We start from the raw sequence: 13,472 nt of genomic DNA, 5'->3' as shown, positions 1-13,472 counted from the left end.
CGATGCACGCCATACGGCGGTCCGAATCCAGCAATTCCTGAGCCGCAGATATGCCAGGGCCTGGGCGACGGATTCGATGGCGATCCATGCGGCGGCCGCAGCGACGGTCAGCGACGCACCGGCAGCACCAGCTGAGCACCGGTGACGGGGTGGTCGAGAACCTCCACCGGATGCTGGTAGACGCGCGTGAGCAGTTCGGTGGTGAGCACCTCGCGAGGCGGGCCGTCCGCGGCGATACGGCCGGATTCCAGCACGGCGACGCGGTCGGCGTAGGCGGCGGCGATCCCGAGGTCGTGCAGGACCACCACTACGGCAGCGCCCCCCGCGGCGCGATCGGTGGCCACGCGCAGCACGGCTTCCTGATGACCGAGATCCAGCGCCGCGGTCGGCTCGTCCAACAGCAGCGTCGCGGTGTCCTGGGCCAGCACCCTGGCCAGCGCCACCCGGGCGCGCTCACCACCGGAAAGCGTCGGAAACGACCGGGAAGCAAGGTGTTCCACGTCGGTGGCGCCCATCGCGGCGGCGATCTGTTCGTCGTCGAGTTCCCGACGCTCGGTGCGCACCCACGGCGCGCGGCCCATCGCGACCACTTCTCGTGCGGTGAACGGGAAGCCGACGGTGTGGGTCTGCGGCAACACCGCTCGCCGCCGCGCCATGTCCAGCGTCGACCAGTGCGTCAACGATTGCCCGTCCAGTTCCACGATGCCTTCGCTGGGCGGCAGCTCCCCGGCCAACGCGGCCAAAAGCGTCGACTTACCGGCGCCATTTGGCCCGACGAGCGCGACGACCTGACCCGCGACGGCTTCGAAATCGATCCCCTCGAGCACCCGTCGCGCCTGCCGATCCACGCTCACCCCCGCCGCGCGCACCGTGACCGCCCCCGGCTTCGGCGCCTCCGGCAGCTCATGCGCCCGCACCAGCACCGACCGCACCCTCACCGCTCTGCTCCTGCTCCCCGTCCAGCGGCACACCCCGGAGAAGGTCTCTCGACGTTCGCCACAACCGTGTGCCGTTCGGCGCAGCCCGCCGGGGTCATGCCCAGCCTCCCGCGCGGGCTCGGGTGCGCCGCAGCAGCCAGAAGAAGACCGGGCCGCCGATGAGGGAGGTGAGCATGCCCAGCGGCAGGTCGGCGTTGTCGACCAGGGAGCGAGCGCAGACATCGGCCGCCAGCAGCACCACCGCCCCGACGATGGCGCTGAGCGGGATGAGAACACGATGGGCCGGGCCGACCAGCATGCGCACCAGGTGCGGGACGATAAGCCCGACGAACAGGATGATGCCGGTGAACGCGACACCGGCGGTGGCCAGCACCGCGACGACGACGATCACATTCCGTCGCAACCGCTCCACGTCGACGCCGAGATGACGGGCGGCGGACTCCCCGAGCGCCAGCAGATCCAGCCGCGGCGCCAGCAGCGCCGCCGCGGCCACACCCACGGCGGTGAGCGGCGCGACCACGCCCACCGATTCCCAGGTGGCGCCACCCAGCGAGCCCAGCTGCCAGAACACGATCTGGTCGCGGGCGGCCGGAGAGGCCACGAACAGCAGCAGCGCGATCACCCCGCCCGCGAAGGCGTTGATCGCGACACCGGTGAGCACCAGCGTGACGACCTCGGTGCGTCCATTCGCGCGCGCCAGCACATACACCAGCAACGTCGTCGCCAATCCCGCGACGAACGCCGCCGCGGCCACCGACCACGCCGCCACGAACGCGCCGCCCACCACGATCACCGTGCCCGCCCCGACCGCGGCGCCCGCCGACACCCCGATCACACCGGGTTCGGCCAGCGGATTGGCGAACACTCCCTGCAGCAACGCACCCGCGGTCGCCAGCGCCGCACCCACCAGCATCGCCAGCACCACCCGCGGGAACCGCACCTGCCACAGCGTCACCTCGCCGGAGGGATGCGCGGGCATCGGACCCAAATCCAGCCCGATCCGGTGCAGCACACTGCCCGTCACCTCGGCCGGGGTGGTCGGCACCTGCCCGATCGCCGCCGACGCCACCGCCAGCGCCACCAGCCCGGCCACCGCGAACACGAACACCAGCAGCACCCGCGGGCGGCGCCGTGACTTCGGCGCGGGAGAAACCGGTCGCGCCGCTGTCGTAGACGTCATGGGTGCCCGGTGCCGTACACGGCCGCGCTCAGCGCCGCGATCACCCGGCCGGTGTTGGGCCCGAAACTCAGCAGCACCGCATCGGACATGTCCACCACGCGCCGGTCCCGCCCAGCCGGGGTCTGCGCGATGCCGGGCACCTTCTGCAGTCCCTCGACCCCGCCGACGGACTTCAGCCCGTCCGACATCACCAGCAGCACATCCGGCGCAGCACCGATCATCGCCTCGCTGGTGATCGCGGTGAACGGCTCTTTCAGCCCGGCTGCCGTACCCGCGTCCCGCGCGCCCAGCGCCGCGATCAACGTGTCCGCACCCGACCCCGGCCCGGCCAGCATCGTGATGGCCGTGGAACGCAGATACAGGAACGCGATGGTCAGCGGCGGGTCGTGGGCAGGAACGGCGGCGCCGGCGGCGGCGATCTCGTCGCGGGTGCGCTGCGCCAGCGCCCGCCCGCGCGCGGGCACGCCCAACGCGCCCGCGACCGCCTCGATCTGCGGCACCACCCCGTCCATCGTGCGCTGCGGGTCGAAGTAGACGACCGTCACACCGGCCGCCCGCAATTGCTCCCGCACCGCGGGCGCGGCGCTGGTGGTGTCGGTCAGGAACACCGAAGGCCGCAGCGCCAGCACCGATTCCACGTTCAGCGACCCGTTGCCGCCTGCGACGTTGGGCACGTCCCGCACCGCGGGAAACGCCGCCGAGGTGCTGCGCCCCACCAGCTTCGGCCCCAACCCGAGCGCGTAGACGATCTGGGCGAGAGTGCCGTAGCGGTCCACGGCGATGATGCGGCTGGCGTCGGTGACGGTGACGTCGCCGCCGTCGAACGACCGCACCGTCACCGGCAGCGTCGGCGTCGGCTCCGGTCCGATCGGCACCGGGTCCAGATCGGTGAGGGTCGCCGTCGCGGGCCCGTGCCCACCGTGCGACGCCGCGCCGTCGGCGCCGCAGGCGACCGACCCGGCCAGCAGCATCGCCGCGAGCAGGGCCGAGACGACACGCCACCCGGCCCGGAGTCGGTTGCGCCGGCCACCCGCGGTCACCGTAATGCTCATGTTCGCTCGCTACGCTCGCTCATGCCTGCGCCTCGCTGGCGCTCGGCTCCGGCACGAGCGAGGGCTCGGCTGTATTCATCGTTCGCTCGCTACGCTCGCTCATGCAGGCAAGGCTAATCTCTGTCACTCCGCGCGTGCACTGACGTCGTCCAAGGCGGCCGCGATCGCACGCGGCAGTTCCAGGGTTTCCGCCGCCAGCACGCCGGTGAGCTGCCCGATGTCGCGTGCGCCGACGATCATGCTGGCGACGCCGGGGCGCTCCCGGATCCAGGCCAGCGCGACCGCCAGCGGCGAGGTGGCCAGTCCGTCGGCGGCGGTCACCAGCGCCTCGACCACCCGGGTCGCGCGGTCGTCGAGCCGGTGGCGGATCTCGGCGGCGGTCGCCTCGTCCGCGCCCCGCGAATCGGCGGGCACCCCGTCGCGGTACTTGCCGGTGAGGATGCCCCCGGCCAGCGGCGCGGTAGCGATCAGCCCAACGCCATGATGCTGGGCGGCGGGAAGGAAATCGGTTTCGGTGTCCCGGGCCAGCAGCGAGTACGGGGTCTGCGCGACGGTGATGGGCGCGACCGCCGCGATGCTGGCGACCTGCCAGGCGTTGAAACCACGGACCCCGGCGTAGCGGACGCGGCCGGAACGGACCGCGAATTCGAGGGTCGCGGCGACCTCCTCGAGCGGCGTCGCCGGATCCCATGCGGCGACATGCCAGATATCGAGGTAGTCGGTGCCCAGTTCGAGCAGCGTCCGATCGAGCTGGCGCAGCAGCGCGCGCCGCGAGGTGTCCACGGCCGAGCCCACCGGGTCCGGTGCGGGTACCGAAGGTCCCACGGGTGCGGGCGTGGCCGCCGGCGCGACACCCGCGCAGCCGCTGAGCACCAGATCGTCGCGCGAGACCAGATCGCCGAGCAGTTCGGCCAGGATCCGTTGCGCCGCACCGCCGGCATAGGCGGGGGAGGTGTCGACCAGTGTGCCGCCCGCGTCGGCGAACGCCACCAACTGCACTGCCGCCTCGTCGGTGTCGGTATGCGCGCCCCAGGTGTGGGTCGCCAGTCCTATCCGGGACACCCGTAGGCCGCTGCGGCCGACCGTCCGCTGTTCCATCACCGTGTCCGCGCAATCGTCACGGCGCCAAGCCTAGAGTGTGGAGACCCAAGTCGACGCCCACCAGCACAGTGGGTCGCGGTTCCGCGAGCGGGAAGCTGCTGCTCTCGTTGCGACGGCCACAGCGGGAACAGCCGGGCATGCCGCCGCGACCTCGACACTGTACTGTCGCTGCGTGATTGCGGCGGTGGTCACAGTGGCGCGACCGACCGCCCGACCCTTGCCCAGGTGGGAACAAATATTCCGGGCGGAAGTGGAGGCTGGTTCGTGGTTGGTGAGTCGATGACCTGGGTGCAGGCCTTGGTACTGGGTCTGGTGCAGGGACTCACGGAGTTTCTGCCGGTCTCCTCCTCGGCGCATCTGCGCATCGTGTCGTCGGTCTTCTTCGGCGACGACGCGGGCGCTTCGTTCACCGCGGTCACCCAGCTGGGCACCGAGGCCGCGGTGCTGGTGTTCTTCGCCAAGGACATCTGGCGGATCGTGCTGGCCTGGTTCGCGGGTCTGCGCGAGCGGATGACCGGGCGCGGCCGCCAAGAGCTCCCACTGCACGATCAGCCCACCACGAAACTTCCGGTTCTCACCGCCGACCGCACGCTCGTTCTCGACGAGCGGACCCAACGCGACCTCGACTACCGCATCGGCTGGTATGTGATCATCGCCACCATCCCGATCGGCGTGCTGGGGTTCGTCTTCAAAGATCAAATCCGCACCGGGGCACGCAATCTGTGGCTGGTGGCGTTCATGCTGATCTTCTTCGCCCTGATCATCGCCGCCGGTGAACACTTCGGACGCAAGGAACGCCCGATCGAGCAGCTGACCACGCGCGACGGTCTTGCGATGGGTTTCGCCCAGTGCCTCGCGCTGATCCCCGGCGTCTCACGCTCGGGCGCGACATCAACGGCCGGTCTGTTCCTGGGGTTGGAACGTGAAGCGGCAGTGCGGTTTTCGTTCCTGCTCGCCATTCCCGCCGTGACCGCTTCGGGCCTGTTCAGCCTGCCGGACGCGTTCGAACCCGCCGGTGAGGGACTCAATGCCAGCGGGCCGCAACTGCTGGTGGCCACGGTGCTGGCATTCGTCGTCGGCTACGCGTCGGTGGCGTGGCTGCTGCGTTTCGTGGCGCGGCATTCGTTCTACTGGTTCGTCGGCTACCGCATCGTCCTCGGCCTGGTCATCATGGGTCTGCTGGCGGGAGGGACGGTCTCGGCGACATGATCGCTAGGCTGGCCGCATGACGGTGATCCTGTTGCGGCACGGTGTGTCGACGTCGAACACCGCCCGCACTCTCGCCGGCCGCAGCACCGGCGTCGGGCTCACCGAGCGCGGCGACGAGCAGGCCAGGGCCGTGGCCGAACGACTGGCCGGGCTGCCGATCGAACGCATCGTGCACTCCCCGCTGCTGCGCTGCCAGCTCACGGTGGCGCCGCTGGCGGAAAAGTTCGGCCTGGAGCCGGTATTCGACGACCGGCTCATCGAAGTCGATTACGGCGAGTGGACCGGCCGCCCGATCGCCGAATTGCTCACCGAACCGCTGTGGAAAGTCGTGCAGCGACACGCCTCCGGCGCGGTGTTCCCCGGCGGCGAGGGCCTGGCCCATGTCCAGTCCCGCGCGGTGGCCGCGATCCGCGACCACGACCGCGCACTAGCCGAGCAACACGGCCGCGACGCGCTGTGGGTGGCGTGCACCCACGGCGACGTGATCAAGGCGGTGCTCGCCGACGCCCTCGGCATCCACCTCGACGGCTTTCAGCGGATCCTGGTCGAACCCGCCTCGATCAGCGTCATCCGCTACACCCCGACCGCACCGTACGTGTGGCGGATGAACGACACCGGCGCCGATCTGTCCGCCCTCGCCGCCACCGGCGGGCAACCCGCCGGCGCCGCCTCGGCGGCACCGGGTAGCGCGACCTCCGGTCCTGTTCCCGGTGGCGAGCTCGGTGGCGGCGGAAGTGCGGATAATGGGAATGCGGAGCGCCGAGATTCCTTGTAGACAACCGGACGGTCGTTGTATGGAATCCCCGCGCCGCGGGTAGTCGATCAGGGTCACGTATCAGGAGGTGCATGTGTCACGCGCAATCCATGTATTCCGCACCCCCGATCGTTTCGTCGCCGGGACCGTCGGTGAGCCGGGCGATCGCGCGTTCTATCTGCAGGCCGTGCAGGAACCGCGCGTGGTCAGCGTGCTGCTGGAGAAGCAGCAGGTGAAGGTGCTCGCCGACCGGATGGGCCTACTCCTGGACGAGGTCGCCCGCCGCTTCGGCGCGGAGGTGCCCCCGCAGGCCGAGGACGTCACCGACAACGCGCCGCTGGTCACCCCGATCGACGCCGAGTTCCGGGTCGGCACCATGGGCCTGGGCTGGGACGCCGACGCCGGCGCGGTGGTGGTGGAACTGCTGGCGATCACCGAAACCGAGGTCGACGAGTCGGTGGTGCTCGACGACACCGAGGAAGGACCCGACGCGGTGCGGGTGTTCCTCACCCCGATCCAGGCCCGCGAATTCGCGTTACGCTCCACCCGGGTGATCGCGGCGGGCCGTCCGCCGTGCCCGCTGTGCGGCGAGCCGCTGTCGGCGCGCGGGCACATGTGCGTGCGAACCAACGGCTACAAGCGCGGCGACATCTTCGGCGCGGCCGAACTGGAGGAGTGATTCGGTGGCCGAGGCCGGGGACCGGTTCCACAGCGGCGAGCTGACGGTAATCGGGCGGGTGAACACCGCCAGCAACGTGACCCTGGTCTGCGATGTGCTCGACGGCGACAGCGACCAGCCGCTGCGGGTGGTCTACAAGCCGATCCGCGGCGAACGGCCGCTGTGGGACTTCCCCGACGGCACCCTGGCCGGACGCGAGGTGGCGTCGTATCTGATCTCCGAGACGATCGGCTGGGGCGTGATCCCCGAAACCATCCTGCGCGAAGGTCCTTTCGGGCCCGGCATGGTGCAACGCTGGGTCGACGGCGTGGACAACCACACCGATCACGGCAACCGGCTGGACCTGATCGACCTGTGCCCGGCAGGCGCGGTACCGGATGGGTTCTGTGAGGTGCTGCGCGCACTGGACCAAGACGGCAACGAGGTGTCGCTGATCCACGCCGACGATCCCCGGTTGCAGCGCGTGGCGGTGCTGGACGTGCTGCTCAACAACGCCGACCGCAAGGGCGGGCACGCGCTGGAGGGCCTGGACGGTCAGGTGTACGGCGTCGACCACGGCATCTGCCTGCACACCGAGTACAAGCTGCGCACCGTGCTGTGGGGCTGGGCAGGCCAACCCATCGCCGACGACGTGATCGCGGACATCACCGCATTCGCCAAACAATTGCCGGGTGCGTTCGCCGACGCGCTGAGCGAGCACATCACCGACAGCGAGATCGAGGCGCTCGCCGAACGCGCTCAGCAGGTGCTCGACGACCCGGTGATGCCGCTTCCGCGCACCACACGCCCCATCCCGTGGCCCGCGTTCTGAACTCGAAGCCCCTGTCACCGCGGCCGATGCCGTGCCGGACGGATTCCTGGCACAGTTGAAGCTCGAATGCTCGGCGCGATGACGAGGAGGACCCCGATGACCCACTCCGCCGGAGACCGTGCGGCACCGACCGTACAGATCAGCATCGGGGCGCCGACCTACACCCTCGCGCTGCACTACCTGCATCTCTACGACAAGAAGCCCTACCCCGACACCGGCCTGCACCTCTACGACAACGGCGTCTACTGGCTGCGCTCGGCGGGGGAAGACCACTTCGGCGTCTACGTCCTCACCGAGGGCTCGGTGGACTCCGGGCGGTTCACCATGCGCTTCATTTCGTTGCCTTCTCCGGACTGGGGCGATACCGTCGCCTATCACGAACTCGAGTTCGACGTGGCGCGCGGCGAATTCACCCAGATCGCCCTCGCCGACACCGATCCCGATATCCCCGACCTGGACGGGACGTTCGCGATCACCCGCAACACGATCACCGATCCCACCCGCCGCGACAGGTGAATCAGCCGGAGCCGAAATATTGACATCCCACGATTTGCTGGACCACGCAGGTCGCGACGTGTCCGCGGACCGGCCGGGCCGCAGGTGGCCCCAGGGCGGGGACGGATGATCTGTACCACACCTTTACCCTCATAAGCATGCAGTCCTGGTCCGACACCGCCGTCCCCGCCGTCCCTGGAGCAGGACCGCCGTTGCGGTTGTACGACACCGCCGACCGACAGGTACGGCCGGTCACGCCCGGCGCCACCGCCACCATGTACGTCTGCGGGATCACCCCCTACGACGCCACCCACCTCGGGCACGCCGCGACCTACCTGACCTTCGACCTGGTCAACCGGCTGTGGCGCGACGCGGGCCATGAGGTGCACTACGTGCAGAACGTCACCGACGTCGACGACCCGCTGTTCGAACGCGCCGAACGCGACGGCCTGGACTGGCGCGAGCTCGGCGCCTCGGAGACCGACCTGTTCCGCGAGGACATGTCCGCGCTGCGGATCGTGCCGCCGCGCGAGTACGTCGGCGCGATCGAATCCGTCGACGAGGTCGTCGAATTCGTGCAGAAACTGCTGGCATCCGGCGCCGCCTACGTCGTCGACGACCGCGAATTCCCGGACATCTACTTCCGGGCCGACGCCACCGAGCAGTTCGGATACGAATCCGGCTACGACCGCCCCACGATGGAGCGGCTGTTCGCCGAGCGCGGCGGCGACCCGCACCGTCCGGGCAAACGCGACATCATCGACGCACTGCTGTGGCGCGCGGCCCGCCCCGGCGAGCCGTCCTGGCCCGCCCCCTTCGGCGCGGGCAGGCCCGGCTGGCACATCGAGTGTTCGGCGATCGCGATCAACCGCCTCGGCCCGGAATTCGACATCCAGGGCGGCGGCAGCGACCTGATCTACCCGCACCACGAATACTCCGCCGCGCACGCCGAGTCGCTGATCGCGGACCGTCGTTTCGCCCGCCACTACGTGCACGCCGGCCTGATCGGGCTGGACGGGGAGAAGATGTCGAAGTCCCGGGGCAACCTGGTGCTGGTCTCGGCGCTGCGCCGAGACGGCGTCGACCCGGCCGCCATCCGCCTCGCGCTGCTGGCCGGCCACTACCGCCAGGACCGGATGTGGACCAGCGCGCTGCTCGAGCACGCGCAGCACCGCCTGCGGCTGTGGCGCGAAGCCACCGCCCTCACCGCCGGGCCCTCGGCCATCGACACGGTCGCGCGGCTGCGCCAGCATCTGGCCGACGACCTGGACACCCCCACAGCGCTCGATGCGGTGGACAACTGGGCCCGTCAGGCCATCGACTACGGCGGCCAGGACAGCGAAGCACCCGCCCTCATCGCCACCGCGGTCGACGCACTGCTGGGCATCCGCCTGTAAAAACGTCTTCCCCGCGAAAATTTCCCGGCAGACCACTTGCCCGCACCCGCACGTCCGTGCTGGGGTACCGGTGTGTGCAGGATTCCTGGCCTGCGACTGTTCGGGCACGGCGGCAAACTGGCCACGCTGGCGGCCGGAACGTTGCAGTCGGCGGCCGAGCCCACCGATCCGCGCACGATCGCCGCACGCGTCCGGTTCTTCGGCGCCGACAGCATCGACAGCGGATCCGGCGCGCCGCGGCCGGACCGGGTGGTGCTGTCCTGGATCGGATGCACCACCTACGCCGTGGCCATCGGGGGTTCGGTGTTCCTGCTCGACGCCTGGGTGCCGCGGCTGACCAGCACCGGATACGTCCCGGCGACCCCGCAGGATCTTGTCGACCTGGCTCCGGCGGCGATCTTCATCGGCCACGGGCACTTCGACCACGCCGGTGACGCCGCCCGCATCGCGCAGGCCAGCGGCGCCACCGTGCACGGCACCGCCGAACACTGCGCGACCATCGCCGCGCAGGTCACCGATCCGGCGTTCGCGAGCGCCGCGCACGGCGACGCCGGCACACCGATCGGCACCCGCGACGACTTCACCGTCGGCGCGGTCGAGGTGACCATCGTCCGGCATCTGCATTCCGCGCGCACCCCGCCCGACCCGATCGAGGGATCACCGCGCTTCTTTCCCCGGCCGCAACCCGGGATCGTGCTCGCCCATCCGCCGACGTTCAGCGGCCTGCTGCAGGGTGTTCCGCGCCTGCGTGACCCGGAGGGCGGAGTGCTGCTGTATCAGTTCCGGGGGCCGGGCTTCACGCTGATCTGGCACGACTCCACGGGCCCGCTCACCGAGCGCGCCCCGCACGTGTTCGACATCCTCGCCGCGCTGCCCTCCACCGACGTGCAGATCGGCGCGGTGCAGGGCTACAACCAGATCACCAACGGCCTGCGCGATCCACGCACCTACATCCAGGCGCTCACCCCCGCGCTGTTCGTGCCCAGCCATCACGACAACTGGCTGCCCGGCCTCACCGCGAGCGCCGCGACCTACGACGCACCGTTACGCGCCGAACTGGACCGGATACCCGCCGCGCGACGACCGGACCTGCGCACCCTGCACGATCCGTCCGACTACGTACGACCCCAGCGGCTCACTTTCGCACTGTGAGCGCAGCGCCCGCGTTGCCGTTCACACGGATTCGCTACAAACGCGCCTGCCGGCCCTCCGGTTCCCGCACGGTCTCGGCCGGCTCGTCGGCGTAGAGCAACGCGATCTGCTCGGCGTACTTGGCCGCGATCGGCTTACGGCGCAACTTCATCGTCAAGGTCACCTCGTCGCCGCCCGGTTCCCAGAACGTCGGCAACACGGTGAACCGTTTGATCTGCTCGACCCGCGACAGCGCCGCGTTGCCCGCGGCCACACCGCGCGCGATCTCGGCGACCACACCCGGATCGGCCGCCAGCGCCGCGGCGGACGCGTCCGGCAACCCATGCCTGGCGGCATACAGCGCAGCGGTTTCGGCATCGATGACGATCAACGCCGTGTTGTACGGGCGGGCCTCACCGATCGCGGCGATCGCGCCCACCAACGGGGTCGCGGCTTTGATCGCGTTCTCGATGTTGGCCGGGGACATGTTCTTTCCCGCCGAGCTGATGATCAGCTCTTTCTTGCGGTCGACCACCCGCAGGTAGCCGTCGTCGTCGACGGACAAGATGTCGCCGGTGTGCAGCCAGCCGTCGGGATCCAGCGCCTCGGCGGTCTTCTCCGGTTCCTTGCGATAGCCCTTCATCACCAGCGGCCCGCGCACGAGGAATTCGCCGTCTTCGGCGATGCGCCACTGCATTCCGGGCAGCATCCGGCCGACCGACCCCAACCGCGCCTCCTGCGGTGAACAGGCACTGGCCACGCAGGTGAGCTCGGACATGCCCCAGATCTCCGAGATCGGGATGCCGATCCCGAAGAAGAACCCGAGCGTCTGCGGCGGAATCGGCGCCGCACCCGACATCGCCCACTTCAACTGGTCCAGACCGATTTTCGCGCGCAATCCGGACAGCACCCGCTCGTCGGCCTTCGCCCATTCGGCGGCCAGCCGCTCGTCGATCGGTTCCCCACGCAGCTGCGCGTCGGCCTTGCGCGCCGCCACATCCAGCGCCCACTCCAGCGCGCCGCGGACCGTATCGTCGGATTCACTGGCCACGGAGAACTCGATGGCCGCCTTCAGCTTCTCCCACACCCGCGGCACCGCGCCCCAGATGGTGGGGTGCACGTCGGCCAGCGCGGCGGGCAGCAGCGACCGGTCGGGCACCACGGTGATCTGCGTGCCGTACACCTGCTGCAGGTACAGCGAACAGAAGCGGTCGGCGATGTGCGCCGACGGCAGGTAGGAGGTCTGCCGGTCGCCGAACTCGACCGGCAGCACCGCGTGGAACGCGCGCGCTTCGGCGAGCAGATTGGCGTGGGTGATCTCCACACCCTTCGGGTTACCTGTGGTCCCGGAGGTGTAGACGAGGGTGAGAACGTCCTCCGGCCGCACGGCTTGCCAGGTGGCTTCGAAGTCGAAGTCGGGGCGGCCGAGCTCCGTCAGCTCCGCCAGGCCCACAGTGCCTTCGGGGTTCCCGTCGATGCAGACGATGGTCTCGATCTGCGCGCCGGAGCGCCGGATGCGCTCCACATACTGCTGCTCACAGAACACCACCCGGTTGCCCGCATTGTCGAAGACATAGTTCAGTTGCTCGGGCGACAAGGTGTTGTACACCGAGAACGACGTCGCGCCGGCGTGCTGTGCCCCGACTTCGATCGGGTAGAACTCCATCCGGTTGCCCATCATCAACGCCACCGTGTCGCCGCGGCCGATCCCGAGGGCGGCCAGGCCGCCCGCGACCGCGCGGACCTGCTCGGCATACTCCCGCCAGGTCAGCGTTCGATCGCCGCCGATGGAGCGGACGGCCACCGCGTCCGGATCGATCGCCGCGCTGTGTTGGAATGCGGCACAAGACGTATTCGGTTCGGTCATCGCACACCTCGTTCAGTGACACTCAGCTTCCCCAGACAGTAAGTGCCCGACCGCGACGAGTGTGGCGTTTCGATCGTTTCAGGTGCAGCGGACTTTCCGTCCGCATCCACCGAACCTGCCCTCCCGCAAGCTATTCGGCGTCGCGCGAGTGGCGCGGCGCCGAACTCGGCTGCCTAGACGGTCAACGCCGCGACAGCTCTGGCGTACATGGTGTTCTTGATCGCGCCGAGGGTGCCGGGGTCCTTGCCGCCCAGCGGGGCCAGCAGTGCCAGTGCGGTGTCGGTGACCGCGCCTTCGGCGGCGGTGGCGTCGACGATGTCGACGGCCACGGCGTCGAGGCCACCGAAGCGGCGCCCGGTGGTCATCGAGGCCACCGCGGCTTTCGGGGTGAGCTTGGCTTGGATGAGTGCGGCCATGCCAGGTGTGAAGGGGATGCGGATGTCGACCTCGGGGAAGCAGAAATAGCCGCGGTCGGAGCGCATCACGCGGTAGTCGTGGGCGATGGCGAGCATGGCGCCCGCGCCGAACGCGTGGCCGGGCAGCGCCGCCGCGGTGGGCATCGGCAAAGTGAGGATCCGCGCGAACAGTGCCTGCACCTGCCCGACGTACCACTCGGCGCGATCGGCGTTCGCGCTGAGCCAGTCCAGGTCCAGGCCGTTGGAGTAGAACTTGCCGCCGGCGGTGGTGACCAAGCCCTCGGCGCCGTCGGCGAGCGCGGTGTCCACGTGGGCGCCCACTTGTTCCAGAAATGTAGGGGAGAAACGGTTTTCGTCGCCGCCCAGATCCAGGACGGCGATCTTGTCGTGGTAGTCGAGTGTAGGCATGGTGTGCATCCTTGGGTCGGGGATAGGGACGGGG

Annotated in this window: 13 protein-coding genes; 7 read left to right on the top strand and 6 right to left on the bottom strand. The window is 69.8% G+C overall.

Annotation, left to right across the window (positions count from 1 at the left end; all coding sequences use genetic code 11):
* Positions 1-107: 107 nt before the first annotated feature.
* The 4 genes from IU459_RS23575 to IU459_RS23560 form a co-directional block, all read right to left on the bottom strand.
* Positions 108-938: a heme ABC transporter ATP-binding protein gene (locus tag IU459_RS23575; RefSeq protein WP_195131743.1), complete on the bottom strand. Its 831-nt coding sequence runs from the start codon at positions 936-938 to the stop codon at positions 108-110.
* Between the two features lie 94 nt (positions 939-1,032).
* Positions 1,033-2,118 carry a FecCD family ABC transporter permease gene (locus IU459_RS23570; protein WP_195131742.1) on the bottom strand — a complete coding sequence of 362 codons (1,086 nt, stop codon included), beginning with the start codon at positions 2,116-2,118 and terminating at the stop codon, positions 1,033-1,035.
* Positions 2,115-3,170 (bottom strand): heme/hemin ABC transporter substrate-binding protein, encoded by a 1,056-nt coding sequence (locus tag IU459_RS23565; RefSeq protein WP_195131741.1) that lies wholly within the window; start codon positions 3,168-3,170, stop codon positions 2,115-2,117. The genes IU459_RS23570 and IU459_RS23565 overlap by 4 nt, the downstream gene beginning before the upstream one ends.
* 123 nt (positions 3,171-3,293) lie before the next feature.
* Entirely contained in the window at positions 3,294-4,268 is a 975-nt protein-coding gene (locus IU459_RS23560) for an aldo/keto reductase (protein ID WP_195131740.1), read from the bottom strand.
* 282 nt (positions 4,269-4,550) lie between these two features.
* Here IU459_RS23560 and IU459_RS23555 point away from each other — a divergent pair, with 282 nt between their 5' ends.
* From IU459_RS23555 to IU459_RS23525, 7 genes are all read left to right on the top strand, one after another.
* Positions 4,551-5,480, top strand: coding sequence for an undecaprenyl-diphosphate phosphatase (locus IU459_RS23555; protein ID WP_195131739.1), 930 nt, complete (start codon positions 4,551-4,553; stop codon positions 5,478-5,480).
* A 16-nt stretch (positions 5,481-5,496) separates the two neighbouring features.
* Positions 5,497-6,255 (top strand): histidine phosphatase family protein, encoded by a 759-nt coding sequence (locus IU459_RS23550; RefSeq protein WP_195131738.1) that lies wholly within the window; start codon positions 5,497-5,499, stop codon positions 6,253-6,255.
* A 73-nt stretch (positions 6,256-6,328) separates the two neighbouring features.
* The gene (locus tag IU459_RS23545; RefSeq protein ID WP_195131737.1) at positions 6,329-6,913 is read left to right on the top strand and encodes a DUF3090 domain-containing protein; all 585 of its coding nucleotides are present in this window, start codon (positions 6,329-6,331) and stop codon (positions 6,911-6,913) included.
* 4 nt (positions 6,914-6,917) lie between these two features.
* Positions 6,918-7,724 carry an SCO1664 family protein gene (locus tag IU459_RS23540; protein WP_195131736.1) on the top strand — a complete coding sequence of 269 codons (807 nt, stop codon included), beginning with the start codon at positions 6,918-6,920 and terminating at the stop codon, positions 7,722-7,724.
* Between the two features lie 96 nt (positions 7,725-7,820).
* Positions 7,821-8,240, top strand: coding sequence for a hypothetical protein (locus IU459_RS23535; RefSeq protein WP_195131735.1), 420 nt, complete (start codon positions 7,821-7,823; stop codon positions 8,238-8,240).
* Positions 8,241-8,377: 137 nt separating this feature from the next.
* A complete protein-coding gene (gene mshC / locus IU459_RS23530) occupies positions 8,378-9,616 on the top strand; it encodes a cysteine--1-D-myo-inosityl 2-amino-2-deoxy-alpha-D-glucopyranoside ligase (RefSeq protein ID WP_195131734.1) in 1,239 nt (412 codons plus the stop codon).
* A gap of 72 nt (positions 9,617-9,688) precedes the next feature.
* Positions 9,689-10,768 carry an MBL fold metallo-hydrolase gene (locus IU459_RS23525; protein ID WP_195131733.1) on the top strand — a complete coding sequence of 360 codons (1,080 nt, stop codon included), beginning with the start codon at positions 9,689-9,691 and terminating at the stop codon, positions 10,766-10,768.
* A gap of 34 nt (positions 10,769-10,802) precedes the next feature.
* On the opposite strand, the gene fadD11 is transcribed toward IU459_RS23525, so the two are convergent.
* Together fadD11 and IU459_RS23515 are read right to left on the bottom strand one after the other, a co-directional pair.
* Positions 10,803-12,614 carry a fatty acid--CoA ligase FadD11 gene (fadD11, locus tag IU459_RS23520; protein WP_195131732.1) on the bottom strand — a complete coding sequence of 604 codons (1,812 nt, stop codon included), beginning with the start codon at positions 12,612-12,614 and terminating at the stop codon, positions 10,803-10,805.
* A gap of 173 nt (positions 12,615-12,787) precedes the next feature.
* Positions 12,788-13,438, bottom strand: a complete 651-nt coding sequence (locus tag IU459_RS23515; RefSeq protein WP_195131731.1) for an enoyl-CoA hydratase-related protein — start codon at positions 13,436-13,438, stop codon at positions 12,788-12,790.
* Positions 13,439-13,472: the final 34 nt, after the last annotated feature.

This window comes from Nocardia amamiensis, from assembly GCF_015477605.1.
Lineage (GTDB): Bacteria > Actinomycetota > Actinomycetes > Mycobacteriales > Mycobacteriaceae > Nocardia > Nocardia amamiensis_A.
This window is presented reverse-complemented; position numbering and strand designations above follow the sequence as displayed.